The sequence below is a fragment of the Plantactinospora sp. CA-290183 genome, assembly GCF_050936375.1.
Lineage (GTDB): Bacteria > Actinomycetota > Actinomycetes > Mycobacteriales > Micromonosporaceae > Plantactinospora.
On sequence record NZ_JBNJMX010000002.1, the window covers coordinates 1 to 16,844 of the forward strand.

Here is a 16,844-nt window from a genome sequence, read left to right on the forward strand (position 1 = left end):
CGGTCATCACCACGTACGTCAACGAGGACGAGCTCAACACGAGCTGCCCGCAGTTCGCGATCCTGCCCGGCGACGCGGACGCGTTCACCCCTGCACTTCAGCCAGCGCTCCTGCGTACCGCTGGATCCCGCGCTGCTGAACAGCCTGGCCGCCGAGGGGGTCAAGACCGGCGACCTGGTCAACGGCTACGTGCGCAGCACCGAAGGGGACCTGGTGCGGGTCGGCGTGGAACCGTTCCGCAACGACAACGGGCAGTGGGTCGGTGCCGTGGTGGCGGCGGCCGACACGGCCGAGGAACGGGACCGGCACAACCAGGTGGTCCTGCTGACGGTCGGCGCCTGCGTCCTGCTCATCGGCGTCGTCGGGCTGGCCGGGCACCTGCTCTCCGGGCGCGCCATCCGGCCCGCCACCGCCGCCCTGGAGCAGCAGGAGGTGCTGCTGGCCGAGACCGCGCACGACCTGCGTACGCCGGTGGCGGCGCTGCGCGCGCTGGCCGAGACGGCGCTGGACAATCCCACCCAGCGCGCCGACCTGCTGCCGCGTACCGTCCACCTCGCCGTCCGGATGGGCACCATCATCGACGGACTGCTGGTACGGGCCCGGCTGGCGGCCGGGGTGGAGCAGCTCGCCATCCAGCCGGTCTGGCTGGACCAGCTGGTCAGTACGGTGGTGGAGGAGACCCCGACCGACGGCGCACGGGTGACGGTGACCGCCGCCCCGACGAAGGTGAACGTGGACCCGGTGCTGGTGCAACGGGCCCTCGGTAACCTGCTGGACAACGCCCTGCGGCACGGACGTCGCCCGGGCGACATCGCGGTGGTGCACATTACGGTGGCCGGCGGGCGGGTCATGGTCGCCGACCACGGGCCCGGCATCGACGCGGCGGTGGCCCGGGAGAACTTCGACCGGTTCACCAGCGGGAGCGGGTCGAGCGGGCTCGGTCTCCCCATCGTGCGCTGGGTGGCCCAGGCCCACGGCGGCATGCTGCGGGTCTACAACGCGGAAGAGGGTGGCGCCATCTTCGAGCTGGTGCTGCCCGTCATCGACTCCTGAGGGTGTACCGACGATGGACCAATTTTGTATACCTTCTTCTATGCTCGGCGGGTGACCATCTTGGGCTCTCTGCGTCGCTTCGCCCCCCGCTCCCGATGGGATCGGGGACTGCTGCGCCGCGGCCGGCTGCCGCTGGTGCTCCTGCTCGCCGCCGGCCTCGCCGCCGTGACGGCCGCCGTCTCGACCGCGGCGACCCCGAATCCGGGACTGCGCTTCGCGCAGGCCGGGCACTGGGTCGCCAGTCCGTCGCTGGGCACGGTCTTCCACATCAACGGCGCCGCGCGCACCGTGGACGCCCGGGCCGACGTGAGCGGCCTGGAGCCGGGCAGCCAGGTGGTGCAGGGCGACACCAGCGGGTACGTGGTCGGCCGGGCCCGGATCGTCGAGTTCGGCAAGTCGAGCCTCTCGGTCGAGCGGACCCTGACCACGCCCTCGGACGAGCGGCCGGTCGCCGTCGAGACCGCCGGCGGGCCGTACCTGGTCTACCGGCAGGCCGGCCGGGTCGTCCGGCTCGGTGAGACGCCGGCGACGATCCCGGCGGGCGGGGCACTCGGCGAGCCCGTCGCCACCCGCGACGGCACCCTCTGGCTGCACCGGACCGACTCCGGGGTGCTCTGCCGACTCTCCGCCGACACCGACCGGATCTCCTGCCCGGCCTCCGCACCCGTCGGGCACGCCGGCGCGCTCAGCGTGGTGGACGAGCGGCCGGTCTTCCTGGACACCGAGACGGACACCCTGAGCCTGATCGCCGACGACGGGCTGGGCAAGCCCACCCGGATCGGCGTGGACGTACCGCCGACCGCGCGCGTGGCGCCCGCCGACGTCGCCGGCCGGATCGCCATCCTCGACCCGACCGCCCGGCGGATGCACCTGGTGGACGCCACCCGGCTGGACGGGAAGGTGACCAGCCCGGCGGTCTCGGTCGACCTGCCGGACGGCGACTACTCCGCGCCGACGGTGAGCCGCTCGGCCGTGGTGCTGCTCGACCGCAAGCGCGGGGCGGTGCTCACCTACGGCAGCGACGGCCGGCAGCAGGGCAGCGTCCCGGTGCCGCCGGAGAACGGCGAGCCCGTCCTGAGCCGCGGCGAGGACGAGCGGGTCTACGTGGACGGCCCCGAGGGCCGGCACGTGCTGGTGGTCGACCACAACGGCGCGGTCGGCTCGGTGCCGGTGGCCGGCGACGGGAAGGGCAACCCCACCGGTACGCCGGTGCCGCCCGACCGGACGCCGGCGGCGCCGCCCGCCGACCGGACGCCGGAGACGCCGCGCCGTCCCGACCCCCCGGCGCCGCCGGAGCGCCGCGACGACACCCCCACCCCGGCCCGCAAGGCGGTGCCGGCGAGCCCGCCCGGCGCACCGCCCGGCCTGAAGGCCGCGGCGCAGGGCGCCAACCTGCGGGTGACCTGGGGTGCCGCCGCCAGCAACGGCGCCTCGGTCAGCCGGTACCGGATCTCCTGGGCCCGGGCCTCGGGCGGCGGGGGCGGCTCCGCCACCAAGTCGGGCGGCACCCGCTCGATCAGCCTGACCGGCCTCAGCCGGGGCGTCGCGTACCGGGTCACCGTGGCGGCGGAGAACTCGGCCGGCCGGGGCTCCGCGGCCTCGGTACGGGCGACGATCCCCCAGCCGACCCGCACGGTGACGGTGTCCCGCGGCTCGGACACCACGTACGAGGACGACTGCCACGCCCCGGACTGCGCGTACATGCGGATCGTGATGCGCGGGTTCAAGCCGAACACCAACTACCACATCAAGCCGAGCTCGGACCAGTGGCCGAACTACAACCCGGGCGGCACGCACAGGACCGACGCGCAGGGCAACCTGACCCTTGAGGACTACCCGTTCGACGCGGTCGGGCAGCACGTCTGGGTGACCGTGGACGGCGTCCGGTCCAACAGGTTCCTCTGGCGGGCGGGATGAGCGTGACCGGAGGGACGACCGGCATGAGCGGCGGCCAGGCGGCGGACGTCGCCGCGCGGATCGAGAAGAACGTCCAGCGGGTGATCCTCGGCAAGCCGGAACTGGTCCGGCTGGCGGTCGCGGGGCTGCTGGCCGAGGGGCACCTGCTGATCGAGGACGTGCCGGGCCTGGGCAAGACCACCCTGGCCCGCTGCCTCGCCCACAGCATCGGCGGGCGGTGGAACCGGATCCAGTTCACCCCGGACCTGCTCCCCGGCGACATCACCGGGGTCACGGTCTACCGGCAGAAGGCGGAGAGCTTCACCTTCCAGCCGGGCGGGGTGTTCGCGAACGTCGTGGTCGCCGACGAGATCAACCGGGGCACGCCGAAGACCCAGTCGGCGCTGCTGGAGGTGATGTCGGAGCGCCGGGTCACGGTGGACGCCGTCGCCCACGAGGTCCCGTGGCCGTTCCTGGTCGTGGCGACGCAGAACCCGATCGAGATGGAGGGCACCTACCGGCTGCCCGAGGCACAGCTCGACCGCTTCCTGATGCGGCTGCACGTCGGCTACCCCGACCTCGACGCCGAAGTTTCGGTGATCATGGGCGAGTGTGCCGGGGTCACCGCCGAGGAACTGCCAACGGTGGTGGAGATCCCGCAGCTGCGGGAGGCGATCACCGAGGTACGCGCGTCGCACACCGACCGCTCGGTGGTCGGGTACGCCGCCCGGCTCGCCACCGCCACCCGGGAGCACGCCGCCGTACGCTTCGGCGCCAGCGTGCGCGGCAGCATCGCACTGGTGCGTACCGCCCAGGCCATGGCGGCGATCGACGGGCGGAACTTCGTCACCCCGGACGACATCAAGGACGTGGCCGTGCCGGTGCTGGGTCACCGGCTGGTGCTGACCCCGGAGGCCGAGCTGAGCCAGCGCAGCCCGGTGGACATCGTCACCGAGGTGCTCGCCTCGACCCCCGTACCCCTGGTGACTGCGGGCCGCTGACCGTGCGCCTGACCCGACGCGGCCTCGCCGTGCTCGTCTCCGGGGCGCTGTCGCTGCTCTTCGGGCTCTGGGCCGGTTACCCCTTCCTGGCCGCGCTCGGTGCGGTCGGGCTGGCGGCGGTGCTGGCCGCCCTGCTGCTCACCGCCCGCCGGCTGGCGGTGACGGTACGCCGGTCGGTCTATCCGGACCGGGTCGAGCGGGGCAGGCCGGCGCTGGCCAGCCTGCGGGTGGGCAACCCCGGCGAGCGCCGCGCCGCCGGGTTCCTGGCCACCGACCCGGCCGGTGGTGTGACCCGCACCGTCCGGGTCCGGACCCTGCCGCCCGGCGCCGAGACGGTGCACCACTACGAGCTGCCCACCGGCACCCGGGGGCGGCTGACCGTGGGACCGCTGACCCTGCACCGGGTGGACCCGTTCGGGCTGGCCCGCAACCGGCTCGCGATCGGGGCGAGCGCGACGCTGTGGGTACATCCCCGGCAGCTTCCGGCGCGGCCCCCGGCCGGCGCCCATCCGCGCCACCACCACGAGGGCGTCAGCACCGACGACGCGCTGCGGGGTTCCATCGACCTCCAGGACGTCCGGGAGTACGTCCCCGGCGACGAGGTCCGGCACCTGCACTGGAAGGCGACCGCCCGCACGGGCCGGCTGATGGTGCGCGACCTGACCGACCCGGCCCAGCCCCGGTTCACCCTGCTGCTGGACACCCGCACCGACGCCCTGACCGGCGAGGATTTCGAGGAGTCGGTCGACCTGGCCGCGTCGCTGCTCTGCGCGGCGGCCCGGGCGGGGCAGCACACCCGGCTGGTCACCTCCGCCGGCCTGGACCTGGGCGTACCCGGTGGGGTGCGGTCCGCCCGGCGTGTCCTGGACGAACTCTGCGAGCTGCGCCAGGAGGGCGCCCGTGACGCCGCCGTGGTGCCGCCGGCACTCTCCCCGGTCCGGGCGGGCGGCGGTGCCCTGATGGTCGTCGCGGCCGGGACCGCCGGGCTCGCCCCGCTGGCCGGCCTGCGGCACCGCTACTCCATGATCCTCGTGGTGACGCTCGGCGACGTGCCGGCGGAGAGCCCGCCGGTGGCCGGGGTACGGGTGCTGCACGCGAGCGACGCGGCCGAGGCGGTACGACGGTGGAACGAGGCCGGCAGATGAGGCGCCTGGTGTCGACGACCTGTACGGTCCTGGCCGCGGTCGTCGCCGGCCTGCTGTTCGGGACGGTCTTCGGCGTACCCGGACTGCTGGTCCCGGTCGGCGTGCCGGCCGTGGTGGTGTTGCTGGCCGCGCTGGCCTGCACCGGCCGCCCCGCGCTGGAGTCCTGGCGTCCGCTGCTGGCGACCGGAGCGGGCCTGCTCGCCGTGGTGGAGACGTCGCTCTGGTCGACCACCCTCGCCGGGCTCCCGACCGGGCGGACGCTGCGCGCCCTCGGCGCCGGGATCACCGACTCCTGGCAGCTCACCCTGCAGTCCACCTGGCCGGCCCGGCCGGACCCGGCGCTGCTGCTCTTCGTCCCGCTGCTCGTGGTGCTCGCCGCCGTTCTCGGCATCGAACTGCTGCGCCGCCCCGGCGGTGCGCTGCCGGCACTCGCGCCGAGTCTGGCCGTCGCGGTGCTCAGCCAGTTCTACGCGCCGCTGACCCCGGGCGTCGGCGCCGCCGCCGCGCTGGCCTACGCGGCGGTCGCCGGGACACTCCTGGCCAGCGGCCGGTCGGTACCCGACGACGCCGTCACACCGGCGGGTAGGGGTCCGACCGGCGGATCGCCCGCCCGTGCGGGCGCGGTGGCACGCGGCGCGGTCGAGCGCTCCGGCGCCCTGTCGGTACTGCCGCAGCTCGTCCCGCCGGCCGTGCTGGGGCTGGTCGCGGCGCTCCTCGCCGGCCTGCTGCTGCCGACCGCCCCGGCGCGGTACTCGTTGCGGCACGACCAGGCGGCCCCGCTGCCCGACACCCGGCTGACCAGCCCGTTGGACGAGATCGCCTACCGCCTCGCGTCCCCCACCGCGCCGGTGTTCCGGGTGCGGGCCGCCGACGCGGAGGTGGATCGCTGGCCGCTGGTGGTGCTGGACACCTTCGACGGGGTCAACTGGACATCCGGCGGACGGTACCTCCGGATGGGCGCCGAGCTGCGGCCCAGCGCCGCCGTGACCGTCAACGTGCGGCGGCGGTCGGCCGAGATCGAGGCGACCGGCACCGGTGGGCCGTGGCTGCCCAGCCAGACCTGGCCGGCCGGGGTCTCCGGCATCGAGCCCCTGGTGGAGGAGGGGCACGGCAGCCTGCTCCTGCCCGGCTCGGAAGGGGTGGCGCGCTACACGCTGAGCTGGTGGCAGCCGCAGGTCGACGCCGAGGCGCTCAGCTCGGCCGCGATCGACCCGCGCGCGCCGGGCGGGTTCGGTGGCCTCGGCGAGGTGCCGGCCGGGATGGCCGAACTCGCCGAGGAGGCGGTACGCGGCGGGCGACCGACCTTCCAGACCGCGCTGGTGCTGGAGCGGTTCCTCCGGCAGAACTACCGGCTGGCGACCGGGAACGACCTGCCGACCGGGCACTCCTGGCCGCAGGTCGCCGACTTCCTGCTGCGCGGCAAGCGGGGCACCAGCGAGCAGTTCGCCGCCGCGTACGTGGTGCTGGCCCGGATGAGGAGCATCCCGGCGCGGCTCGCCGTCGGCTTCCGTACGCCGGCCGCCCGGGACGCCGACGGCGGGTACACGGTCCGCAACGCTGACGTGCTGGCCTGGCCGGAGGTGGCGGTGGCCGGGGTCGGGTGGGTGCCGCTGGACCCGAGCGGTACCGCGTCGGCCGGTAGCACCGCGGCCGGCGGCGGGCTGGCCGCCCTGACCGCCCAGGTCCGGGACCGGCTGCCCGCGACGGACGAACTCCGCGACCCGCCGGTCGCCCCGCCCACCCGGGCGTCGGATGGCGGCGGTCCCGCCCTGGATCTCGGCACCCCGCAGTGGACACTCCTGCTCGGCCTGCCGGTGCTGCTGCTGGCCGGCTGGCTGCTCGGCGTACCGGCGACCCGGGCGGGACGCACCTGGCGACGCCGGCGCCGGCCGGGCCCGGGCGCCGTGGTGGGTGCCTGGGAGGAGGTCCGGGACCGGCTGCGCGGTCACGGCGTGCCGGTCTCCGCCGGCATGACGGTGCGGGACCTGGCCGCCGAGGCGGGCCCGGTGACCGGTCCGGGTACGGCGGAGGAGCTGCGCCGGCTGGGTGCCGTGGTGGACCGGGCGCTCTGGTCCGGGGCCGCCCCGACCGGCGAGGACGTCCGGCAGGCCTGGGACACGGTCCGGGCCGTACGTCGCGGGCTGGCCCGCCGGGGTTGGCGGGCCCGGCTCCGGGCGCTGTTCGACCCGCGTACGTTGCGGCCGCCGCAGCGCTGACCCCCGGTCACCGGACCGGACGTGGCCGGGCGGTCGTCAGTTCAGGCAGTTCGCGCCCCGGATCGACTTCCGCTCGCTCTCGTAGACGGTCACGCTGTCGCTGCCCTGGATGCGGAAGCAGTACCCGCGTACCGGGTCGACCGGCACCCGGTAGGTGGTGGCGTTCCACACGATCAGCACCTTGGTCTCCTGCCCCTCGGCGGCCACCTCCACGCCGAAGTTCAGCGGCTCGCTGCTGCGCCAGGAGAGCTCGACGACGTTGCCCCGGTCCACCGGGTCGGCCAGTTCGAGCTGTACGACGCGGGTGGTCGGCGCCGGCGGGCTGTCCACCGCGAGCGGCGGCGGGGCCGGCGGCACGGTCAACTCCCCGGGCCGGTTCAGCAGGAGCAGTACCGCCACCACGGTGAGCACCGCCACGGCACCGGCCACCGCCAGCCGCACCGGCAGCCGGCGCGACCGCCGGGCCGGTGTGCTCGCGTCGAAGACCAGGATCGGTTCACCATGCGGACGCGGTGGCGCCGGTTCGAGCACGCCGGCCGCCCCGGGCAGGGTCGCGACGCTCCCGGCCGGCGCGAAGTCGTCAAAGTCCCTTGTCTGGGTCGGGTCCACCGCCTGGCTCGGGTCCACCGCCTGGCTCGGGTCCACCGCCTCCGGGTGGTCCGTCCGCCCCGGGGTCTCCGGCTCCGCGTCGGTCTCCGGCTCCGCGCGGGTCTCCAGCTCCGCGCGGGTCTCCAGCTCCGCCTGGGTCTCCAGCTCCGCCTGGGTCTCCAGCTCCGCCTGGGTCTCCAGCTCCGCCGCGACCCGTTCCGGCTCGGGCTCGACAGGCGGCTCCGGCTCGGGCTCCGACAGCGGCTCCGGGTCGGATACCGCATCGGCCGCCGGCACCGGCGCGGTCGGAGGTTCCGGCGGGGCCACGAGTACCGACGGGGCCACGGGCACCGGCGCGGCCACGACTACCGGCCCGGTCGCGGATGCCGGCGCGGTCGGGGGTTCCGGCGCGGTCCGGGATTTCGGCGGGACCACGAGCACCGGCGGGACCACGGGTACCGGCGGGATGGGAGGTACCGGCGTGGTCACGGGTTCCGGCGCAGTCACGGGTTCCGGCGGGGTCGCGTCGGCGGTCACGGGCTCCCTGCCGGCGTCGGCGCGCTCCGGCTCCGGCTCCCATCCCCAGTCCGGTTCCCATTCCGCTTCGGGTTCGGCGTCGGGCTCTACCAGCTCGTGCAGCGCGGCCAACCGCTCGACCACCGTGGCGGCGTCGGCGGGCCGATCCTCCGGATCCTTCGCCAGCAGGGCCGCGACCAGCTCCGCGAGCCCGGCGGGCAGGTCTGGACGGCTCAGCGGCGGCGCAGGCCGGGAGAGCACCCGCAGCAGCCGCTCTCCCGGCTCCTCGCCGGGCGGGCCCTGGTGCGGAGAGCGGCCGGAGAGGGCCAGGTGCAGGATGACGCCGAGGCCGTACAGGTCGGACCGCTCGTCCGCCGAGCCGTCGCGTACGGTCTCCGGCGGCAGGAAGTCGAGGGTCGGCACCGGGTCGCGCGGGTACGCGTGCCGCAGGGTGAGGCCGAAGTCGGCGAGCAGCGGCTCACCGGAGGGCCGGAACAGCACGTTTCCCGGTGTCACCCCGCCGTGCACGAGTCCCGCCCCGTGCGCGGTCGCCAGCGCGCTGGCCAGGGCGGTACCCAGGGCCAGCGTGTCCGGCACGGTCAGCGGGCCGAACGAGCCGAGCAGCTCCGGCAGGGACTGGGTGCAGAGTTCCATCCGGAGTGCGGTGCGCCCGTCCGGCAGGTCCTCGATCCGGTCGGCGACCAGGATCGGCGCCGCCGGCCGCAGGGCCGCCAGCCGGCCCAGCTCGCTCTCCAGGGCGGCCCGGGTACGCCGGTCGAGCCGACCGGGCAGGACCTTCAGCGCGAACGCCTCGCCGGTGTCGGGCTGCACCCCGGCCAGCACGATCGTCACCGGACCTTCACCCAGCGGAACCAGCTCGCTGTCTTCCCGGTCGGTGGTCATGGTGGCGCTCATCCTCGTGCTTCCGTACCGGCTCGGTGTCCACGGGCGGCTTTCGGCGCGCGGGTGTGCATCGCGATCCCCTCCCGGACGATGTCCGCGGGCGCTGCCGCGCCCGTTCCCCGCTCGGCCGGACGTCCCATCGTAGGAACGAATGTGCCCGTGGTGGGGACGGGGCGGCAGCTTGCTGCCGTACCGGGGTCTACACGGTCGGCTGCCTGCTCCCGACCAAGGCCAGCAAGCGCCTCGGCCGGTTCGCCGCCCGGACCTTCCCCGCGTCCAGCGCCGGCCGACTCAACGCGAAGCTCTGGATCTGCGCCGTCCTACTCGGGGTGCTCGCCGACCTCCCCGGCGGGGTGGTCGGCGACGTCACGGTCTGGGCTGTCGACCTGCTCACCAACCTGGTTTCACCGTTGCCCGAGTGGCTGTTTGGAGCTGCCTGATGAGTACCGCTGCTGATGAGGTTGTCCGCGGTTGGGGCGGGCCGCTCGGCATCCTCGCCGCCGTCGTCGCCTTCTGCCTGATCGTGGGAGTCGTCGAATCCCTCAAGATCCGTAACTCCTCCCCTATCCCACGGGGGCGGGGTGGCTCCGGTGTCAACCCGCAGGTCGGCGAGGTGTCTGATACCGATGACACCGACCCTGACACCAGCCCCGTGGTGGGGGCAGATCATCGACCGGGACGGCCGCCGCGTCCGCCGAGTCGCCCACGTCCTGCGCACCGGAGAGTCCCCGCCGCCGGACGACGAGGTCGACGTCGCCCTCGACGACGAGGAGCCCCCGGAACTGGAGGCGTGGATAGACGACTGCCTCGGGGCCGGGGTGTCGTACAACACGATCGTCCGCGAGGGGGTCGCCCGGTATCGGGTGAGCGAGGCGACGATGAAGCGCCGGATCCGGAACGTCCGGGGGGACCGCGCGGCGTAGGTGCTGACCGGGCTGGGGGGTTTCCCCGGCCCGGTCACCCGATGTAGGGCGGCCCGCCCGCCGTCCAGTGCCCGATCCGCAGCCGCACCGACTCGTGCATCTGGATCCCCGCCACGTCGTCCGGGTCGAACCAGGCGACCTCCGTGGACTCGTCGCTGACCGCCAACTCCCCGTCGACGGGCCGGGCGGTGAACACCACGACGAACTCCTGCCGGACCTCCCCATCGGCGTAGGCGATGACGTGACGAGGGTCGGTGTAGACGCCAAGGATGCCGGTCAGCTCGACGTCGAGCCCGGTCTCCTCCCGGGTCTCGCGCACCACGGTGCCACCCAGCGTCTCGCCGATCTCCATCTGCCCGCCCGGCAGCGACCAGTTCCCGGAGTCCGCTCGCCGCTGCAACAGGATCCGGCCCTGCTCGTCGACCACAAGGGCGGAGCCGCCCGGCACCAGCGAGTTCGCCGCCGGGGCGTCCGGGTCGTCGAAGTAGTCCACGCGTCGGCTCACCGGCTGACCTCCTGTGGGTGGACCGTGTCCCAGACTTGCATGAACTGCTCGGCGAACGTCTCGAAGATCCCGAAGGCGGACAGCCGCCGCAGGTGCAGCGCCGGGTGCTGGTAGCCGCGGTAGCGGAACAGGTGCGGTGTGGCGATGGCCTGGTTGTCGAACCGGAACCACGAGTTGTAGAGGTGCACGGTGTGCGTGCCGACCCGTACGCCGTCGACCTGGGCGATGCCGGCCAGCATGGTGAAGGCGTTGCGGATCCGGCCGGGCAGGGTACCGCCGAGCTGCTCCAGCTCGTCGCGCTCTCGGACGTGCTCGCAGTCGGGGTCGGCGAGCGCGATCCGCACCCGGCAGCCGGCTGCGCACTTCTCGGCGATCACATCGGCGGCCCGCGGGATCAGCTCAAAGATGAACGGCGCGGCGTAGACCATGATGTCGATCTGCTCCCAGGCGCCGGTGAGCAGGCTGACCCACAGGTCGGTCGGCACCTCGGCGCGGTGTGCGTACGCTGAGACGACCTCGCCGGTGGAGGCGAAGCCGGGCGCCTGGTCGGGGCGGGTGGTGGGCCACAGGGCGCCCTCTTCCTCACCCACGGCCTCCGCGACGGCGAGCCGGTTCCCCATGACGGTACAACGCGGAACGGGACGCCTCCGGAACGTCAAAACGTCCATTGAGGCGTCCTGTGGGACGTACAGGCGTCCCGGGCTCTCCGTAGCTTCGCCCTAAGGGACGCGGTGAACGCGAACTCCAAGCCTCCGGCCGTGCGCCGCGTCCATACCGGCCGGGCTCGGTGGCCTTCCCCCGGACACCGGGCCCGACCCCCCAACTGAGGGAGGGGCGACGTGGGTCTGTGGAACAGGTGGAGAACCCGACGGACCGACCAGCTCGCGCGGGAACAGGCAGCGCGGGAACAGGACGCGGCGGAAGCCGCTGCGGCCCGGCAGCGGCTGCTCGACCAGGCTCGACGGCTGAACCCTGGCCAGTATCAGCCGTCCTGGAACGAGCCAACCCGAATCGAGGGTCTACCGCTGATCACCTACGGGCAGCGCAACCAGTACCAGATTCAGGACTTCCGGCGGGACGGTTCGCGGTGGCTGAGGGTGCCGGGGCCGACCGCATGACCAGCCGGACGCCGGTCTTCACCTCGGATATTCCGGAGGTCCCCTCCGGGACCGTGCTGACGCTGCGGCCTGTCGACTGGTCCCACTGCGCCCACGTCACCCCGGGCACCTACCTGGACGTCACCGTCGTGCGGGTCCACCGCACCGTCACCGCCGTGCGGTCGGGCGCCCTGTGGGTGTGGATCGCCGGCCACCAGCACCCCGAGTGCACCTGGGCACACGTCGAGCGCCACGCCCCATGCCGGCATCTGATGGTACGGGTCGACGTGCTCCGCCGGGCGGTCGGACAGTGATGACCGAGGGGCCGCCCGGGGTGATGGCCGAGGCGGCGTACCGGATCCTGGCCGACCACAGCCACAACCAGACGTGCCGTCAGTGTGACCGGCTGCGCTGCTGGATGCTCGAGTGGGCACTCCGTACGGTGATCGGCGAGAGGGTACCGCCGGAACACCGCAAGGACGCCACCGCCACCCTTGACCGCGCTATCGCAGGCGCGGACCTGACCGCACCCATCGACATTGCCCCGGCCGAACAAGGCGTTCAGCAGGGCGGCGATCCCAGCCGTTCCGCCGACCACGCCGTCCGGCAGCGGTCACCATCGTCCGACCGGTCGCCGCCCCGAATCGCCGACCGGCCATAATGGACTCTGCGGACGACCGGTCCCGCTATTTACTCCGCCACGTTCGGTAGTCACTACACAGAGTGTCCAACAGGCAGGGAAGAGTGCTGTAAATCACAGATTTTTAGACCCACCGACGGGACCGGAAAGGGGTCGGCCATCCACTCCGGCAAATGGCATCAGTACTGGTCACCGCCGTCGGCGCGCCGACGGCGGGTCGTCCACACCGTACCCGTCGCCGAACCGCAACGTTGTTCACCGCCACACTGCAGCCCGCACAGGGACACCAGTCCTGCGATGATATTGCCGGACGCCCGCGGGGGAAGCGGAGCACTAGACTACTCGTACTTCCACAATCAACCCCTCTCGCGCAATGCAGGACGGACCGCCATGATCTGCCGTGTCGGGCGGTTCCCCTCCCGGACCGAGGACGCTGATGCCCGATCTGACCCCTCTTGACGCGCGTGCCGTTCACCGCGCCGTGGATCCCCACCTCGGGTTCACCACCGCCCCGGCACAGTCCAACGCCGGGTTCCCTGCCGGCTCGGCCAGCGCCGGCCCCCCCGCCGGGCAGCCGCAGGCCGCGCCCGGGTACCCCGGCGGACCCGGACCCGGACACGCCGCGCCCGCCGCCGGCCCGGCCCACGCCGCGCCCCCCGGCAACGGCGGGCCGCCCGGCGGCCAGCCGCCCTCCGACGGCGGGCTGCGCTCCCGCCTGGTGTGGATGTCGGCGGTTCCCGCCCTCCTGACCGCACTGCTCGGCGCGGCGACGGTCAGTTACCTGATCGCCACCTCGCCGGAGCGGGTCTCCGACCGGACCGCCGTGGTGCTGCTCGTGGCGTGCGTCGCCGGCATCCTCGTGCTGGCCGTGGCCGCCGCCCGGGCCAACCGTCTGGGCCACTGGATCAACGGCCGGATCGGCGCCCTGCGCTCGGCCGCCGTCCAGGGGCGCGGTGACGTGCAGCGCCTGGCCGAGCAGCTACAGCGCGGCGAGCGGCCGGCACCCCCCGCCGACCTCGCACCGGCCGCCAGGGAGGACGCGTTCACGCTGCTCGCCCGGGACCTGGCCCAGGCCCAGCGGGCGGCGCTGACCGCCGTGGTCCGGGCGTCGACGGTACGGCCCAGCGGCAACCCGACGCAGCAGGTGGAGGTCTTCGTCAACCTCTCCCGGCGGCTGCAGTCCCTGGTGCACCGGGAGATCAAGCTCCTGGACGACCTGGAGAACCAGGTCGAGGATCCCGACCTGCTCAAGGGCCTGTTCCAGGTCGACCACCTCGCCACCCGCATCCGCCGGCACGCGGAGAACCTGGCGGTGCTCGGCGGCGCCGTCTCCCGCCGCCAGTGGAGCCGGCCGGTGGCGCTGACCGAGGTGCTGCGCTCGGCGATCGCCGAGGTCGAGCACTACTCGCGGGTCAAGCTGGTGCCGCCGATCGAGGGCACGGTCCGTGGGCACGCCGTCGCCGACGTCATCCACCTCGTCGCCGAGCTGGTCGAGAACGCCACCAACTTCGCACCGCCCCAGACCCAGGTGCTGCTGCGGGCGCAGGTCGTGACCGCCGGCGTGGCGGTCGAGGTCGAGGACCGCGGCCTGGGCATGGCCCGCGGCGACCAGGACCGGGTGAACCGGCTGCTGGCCAACCCGGACCGCATCGACATCGGCGAGCTGCTCCGGGACGGCCGGATCGGCCTCTTCGTCGTCTCGGCCATCGCCCGCCGGCACGGCATCACGGTGCGGCTCCAGGCCAACATCTACGGCGGTACGCAGGCGATCCTGATCCTGCCGCACCCGCTGCTCGGCACCTCGACGCAGGGTCCGGACGCGTTCCAGCAGACGCAGGCGCAGCAGACGATCCAGCCGGCCCGTCGGGAACCGCTCTCCGCGCTGACCGCCGAGGCCGCGCCGCCGCCGGTGGTCTCCGCACCGCCGCCGCCGGCCTTCACGCCGCGTCCAGCTCCGCTGCCGGCGCAGGTCCCGACCGCCTCCGCCGCGCGCAGCCCCTACCCGGGACGGGCCGCGGACACCACGCAGTCCGTCACCCGGGGCGGACGGGAGCCCGGCTACGAGCCGGTGATCTCCGCCTCACCGGTCTCCACCGGAGGTCTACCGAGCCACCGCGCTCCGGAGCCCCCCGCCCGGCCCCAACTGCCACGGCGCCACCGGCAGACGCACCTCGTGCCCCAGTTGCAGCAGGCTCCCCTGGCCCCTCCGGAGGATCCCGCCGGCGAGCACGACCCGGGCCTGATGGCCACGTTCATGCGGGGCGTCAACCGGGGCGAGGGTCGGGCCGACGACGAGAACGGCCTGGCGGGCCGCACCGACAGCGACATCTGACCAAGCGTCACCATCAAGGAAGGTCCACCCAACATGCGGAGCAATGTTCCCGCCCGCCCAGCCCAGGATCTCGTCTGGCTGCTCTCCGGGCTGGTCGAGCGCGTGCCGCACACGCGTAGTGCCCTGCTGCTCTCCTCCGACGGCCTGAAGAAGGCCGCCCACGGACTGGATGCCGACGGCGCGGACCACCTTTCCGCGATCGCCTCCGGCCTCTTCTCCCTCGCCCGCAGCGCCGGCAACCGCTTCGGGAACAGCGAGGGGGTCCGGCAGGTGGTGGCGGAACTGGACGACACCCTGCTCTTCGTCTCGGCGGCGGGGGCCGGCGCGGTCCTGGCCGTGCTGGCCAACCGGGACGCGGATCCGGGCGTGCTCGGTTACGAGATGTCCCAGCTGGTGAAGAGTGTCCGTCCGTACCTGGGTACGCCGATCCGCCACGCCTTCGGCGGTCCCGGCAACGTACCGCGGTAGAGATGGTGGGATCCGAGGACGAGCATTGGCTCGACGATGCCGCCGGGCGCCTGGTGCGCCCCTACACGGTGAGTAATGGGCGCACCCGCCCCACCACCAAGATGGAACTGCTGTCGATGGTGATGGCGACCGGCCGGCTGCCGCGCGGCCCCCTCGAGCCGGACCATGCCCGGGCGCTGAACCTCTGCGGCAGCCCGACCACGGTCGCGGAGGTCGCCGCGCACCTGAAGCTTCCCGCCGCCATCACCAAGGTGCTGCTGTCGGACCTGGTCGACGCCGGCGCCGTCAGCACCCGAGCTCCCGGCCCTGCCGCCGATCCCACCAACCCCGCCGTACTGGAGACCATCCTCAATGCCCTACAACGACGACTCTGAGTTCTTCCCAACGGCACTCAAGATCCTCATCGCTGGTGGGTTCGGCGTCGGCAAGACCACGTTCGTCGGAGCCGTCAGTGAGATCGAACCCCTGCGCACGGAGGAGATCCTCACCACCGCCAGCGTCGGCACCGACAGCCTGGTGGGAATCGAGAGCAAGTCCACCACCACCGTGGCGATGGACTTCGGCCGGATCACCATCGACCCCCGGCACATCCTCTACCTGTTCGGCACCCCGGGCCAGGAACGCTTCTGGTTCATGTGGGACGAGCTCTCCACCGGCGCGCTCGGTGCGGTGGTCCTGGCCGACACCCGCCGCCTGGAGGACTGCTTCGCCGCCGTCGACTTCTTCGAGTCGCGCGGCATCGGCTTCCTGGTGGCGGTCAACCAGTTCGACGGGTCGTACCGCTACGAGCCCGACGACGTGCGGGCCGCGCTCGACCTCAAGCCCAACGTCCCGGTCGTGCTCTGCGACGCCCGCGACCGGCGCACCGCGACCGGCGTGCTGATCGCGCTGGTCCAACACCTCATCGGCGTCCTGCAGTCCCGCGCCGTGCAATCCCGTGCCCTGTAGTTCCGTGCCCCGCGATCCCCTCGACCCGATCCTCCAACAGCGACGGAGCCAGACATGACCTACGACCCCGACCAGTTGCTGACGCCGATCGACCAGGAGGCGCCCCGGCGGGTGCAGCGGCTTCGCGAGCTGGGGCTCGGTGACGAGCCGGACCCGGAGTTCGACGAGTTCGCCCGCAAGCTCAGCCAGATCACCGGCGCGCCCTACGCGATGGTCAACTTCATCGACGAGGACCGGCAGTACTTCGCCGGCCTGCACACCACCCCGGCCAACCAGGCCGGCGGCGGCAGCCCCGAGGAGGCCGCCGCCGGTACGCCCGGTCGGGTGATGTCCCGGGACCACGGCTACTGCCCGCACGTCGTGGTACGGCGCAAGGCGCTGGTCCTCGACGACGTCTGCGACTACCCCCGGTTCGCCGGGAACCCGGTCGTGGACGAGATCGGCATCCGCTCCTACCTCGGCGCACCGCTGATCGACCGCACGGGTACGACTCTCGGCACCATCTGCGTGGTGGACGTCGAGCCGCGCCCGTGGGGTCGTGAGGGGCTGGAGACGATCAAGGCGCTCGCCGCCGAGCTGGTGGACCGGATCCACCAGCGCGAACTGGACTGAT

Annotated in this window: 18 protein-coding genes; 15 read left to right on the forward strand and 3 right to left on the reverse strand. The window is 73.5% G+C overall.

Annotated features, from left to right (window positions below; translation table 11 throughout):
- The 5 genes from ACQEUR_RS04905 to ACQEUR_RS04925 all read left to right on the forward strand — a co-directional run.
- On the forward strand, positions 1-1,053 hold a 1,053-nt coding region (locus ACQEUR_RS04905), incomplete at its 5' end, for a sensor histidine kinase (protein WP_433025991.1).
- A 51-nt stretch (positions 1,054-1,104) separates the two neighbouring features.
- Positions 1,105-2,970 carry a fibronectin type III domain-containing protein gene (locus ACQEUR_RS04910; RefSeq protein ID WP_433025994.1) on the forward strand — a complete coding sequence of 622 codons (1,866 nt, stop codon included), beginning with the start codon at positions 1,105-1,107 and terminating at the stop codon, positions 2,968-2,970.
- A 23-nt stretch (positions 2,971-2,993) separates the two neighbouring features.
- On the forward strand, positions 2,994-3,950 hold the full coding sequence (locus ACQEUR_RS04915) for an AAA family ATPase (RefSeq protein WP_433025997.1): 957 nt from the start codon (positions 2,994-2,996) through the stop codon (positions 3,948-3,950).
- A 2-nt stretch (positions 3,951-3,952) separates the two neighbouring features.
- Positions 3,953-5,095, forward strand: coding sequence for a DUF58 domain-containing protein (locus ACQEUR_RS04920; protein ID WP_433026000.1), 1,143 nt, complete (start codon positions 3,953-3,955; stop codon positions 5,093-5,095).
- Positions 5,092-7,311 (forward strand): transglutaminase TgpA family protein, encoded by a 2,220-nt coding sequence (locus ACQEUR_RS04925; protein ID WP_433026003.1) that lies wholly within the window; start codon positions 5,092-5,094, stop codon positions 7,309-7,311. The genes ACQEUR_RS04920 and ACQEUR_RS04925 overlap by 4 nt, the downstream gene beginning before the upstream one ends.
- Before the next feature lie 36 nt (positions 7,312-7,347).
- Here the strand turns inward: ACQEUR_RS04925 and ACQEUR_RS04930 are convergent, their stop codons facing one another.
- The gene (locus tag ACQEUR_RS04930) at positions 7,348-9,330 is read right to left on the reverse strand and encodes a serine/threonine protein kinase (protein ID WP_433026006.1); all 1,983 of its coding nucleotides are present in this window, start codon (positions 9,328-9,330) and stop codon (positions 7,348-7,350) included.
- A 53-nt stretch (positions 9,331-9,383) separates the two neighbouring features.
- Between ACQEUR_RS04930 and ACQEUR_RS04935 the strand changes: the two genes are divergently transcribed.
- Entirely contained in the window at positions 9,384-9,758 is a 375-nt protein-coding gene (locus ACQEUR_RS04935) for a hypothetical protein (protein WP_433026009.1), read from the forward strand.
- Positions 9,759-9,944: 186 nt separating this feature from the next.
- On the forward strand, positions 9,945-10,241 hold the full coding sequence (locus ACQEUR_RS04940; protein WP_433026012.1) for a hypothetical protein: 297 nt from the start codon (positions 9,945-9,947) through the stop codon (positions 10,239-10,241).
- Between the two features lie 34 nt (positions 10,242-10,275).
- On the opposite strand, the gene ACQEUR_RS04945 is transcribed toward ACQEUR_RS04940, so the two are convergent.
- Both ACQEUR_RS04945 and ACQEUR_RS04950 read right to left on the reverse strand, forming a co-directional pair.
- Positions 10,276-10,746, reverse strand: coding sequence for an NUDIX domain-containing protein (locus ACQEUR_RS04945; protein ID WP_433026015.1), 471 nt, complete (start codon positions 10,744-10,746; stop codon positions 10,276-10,278).
- Positions 10,743-11,336, reverse strand: a complete 594-nt coding sequence (locus ACQEUR_RS04950) for an XRE family transcriptional regulator (protein ID WP_433026018.1) — start codon at positions 11,334-11,336, stop codon at positions 10,743-10,745. The genes ACQEUR_RS04945 and ACQEUR_RS04950 overlap by 4 nt, the downstream gene beginning before the upstream one ends.
- A 249-nt stretch (positions 11,337-11,585) precedes the next feature.
- On the opposite strand from ACQEUR_RS04950, the gene ACQEUR_RS04955 reads away from it, so the two are divergent.
- The 8 genes from ACQEUR_RS04955 (at position 11,586) to ACQEUR_RS04990 (ending at position 16,843) form a co-directional block, all read left to right on the forward strand.
- Complete coding sequence (locus ACQEUR_RS04955) at positions 11,586-11,864, forward strand: hypothetical protein (protein WP_433026021.1); 279 nt, start codon at positions 11,586-11,588, stop codon at positions 11,862-11,864.
- Positions 11,861-12,157: a hypothetical protein gene (locus ACQEUR_RS04960; RefSeq protein ID WP_433026024.1), complete on the forward strand. Its 297-nt coding sequence runs from the start codon at positions 11,861-11,863 to the stop codon at positions 12,155-12,157. Before ACQEUR_RS04955 ends, ACQEUR_RS04960 begins: the two co-directional genes overlap by 4 nt.
- Complete coding sequence (locus ACQEUR_RS04965) at positions 12,157-12,504, forward strand: hypothetical protein (RefSeq protein WP_433026027.1); 348 nt, start codon at positions 12,157-12,159, stop codon at positions 12,502-12,504. The genes ACQEUR_RS04960 and ACQEUR_RS04965 overlap by 1 nt, the downstream gene beginning before the upstream one ends.
- Positions 12,505-12,919: 415 nt before the next feature.
- A complete protein-coding gene (locus ACQEUR_RS04970) occupies positions 12,920-14,815 on the forward strand; it encodes a sensor histidine kinase (RefSeq protein ID WP_433026030.1) in 1,896 nt (631 codons plus the stop codon).
- A gap of 33 nt (positions 14,816-14,848) precedes the next feature.
- Positions 14,849-15,283 (forward strand): roadblock/LC7 domain-containing protein, encoded by a 435-nt coding sequence (locus ACQEUR_RS04975; protein WP_433026033.1) that lies wholly within the window; start codon positions 14,849-14,851, stop codon positions 15,281-15,283.
- Between the two features lie 2 nt (positions 15,284-15,285).
- Complete coding sequence (locus tag ACQEUR_RS04980; protein ID WP_433026036.1) at positions 15,286-15,657, forward strand: DUF742 domain-containing protein; 372 nt, start codon at positions 15,286-15,288, stop codon at positions 15,655-15,657.
- Positions 15,635-16,231 (forward strand): GTP-binding protein, encoded by a 597-nt coding sequence (locus tag ACQEUR_RS04985; protein WP_433026039.1) that lies wholly within the window; start codon positions 15,635-15,637, stop codon positions 16,229-16,231. Before ACQEUR_RS04980 ends, ACQEUR_RS04985 begins: the two co-directional genes overlap by 23 nt.
- A gap of 54 nt (positions 16,232-16,285) precedes the next feature.
- On the forward strand, positions 16,286-16,843 hold the full coding sequence (locus tag ACQEUR_RS04990) for a GAF domain-containing protein (protein ID WP_433026042.1): 558 nt from the start codon (positions 16,286-16,288) through the stop codon (positions 16,841-16,843).
- The last annotated feature ends 1 nt before the right edge of the window (position 16,844 follow it).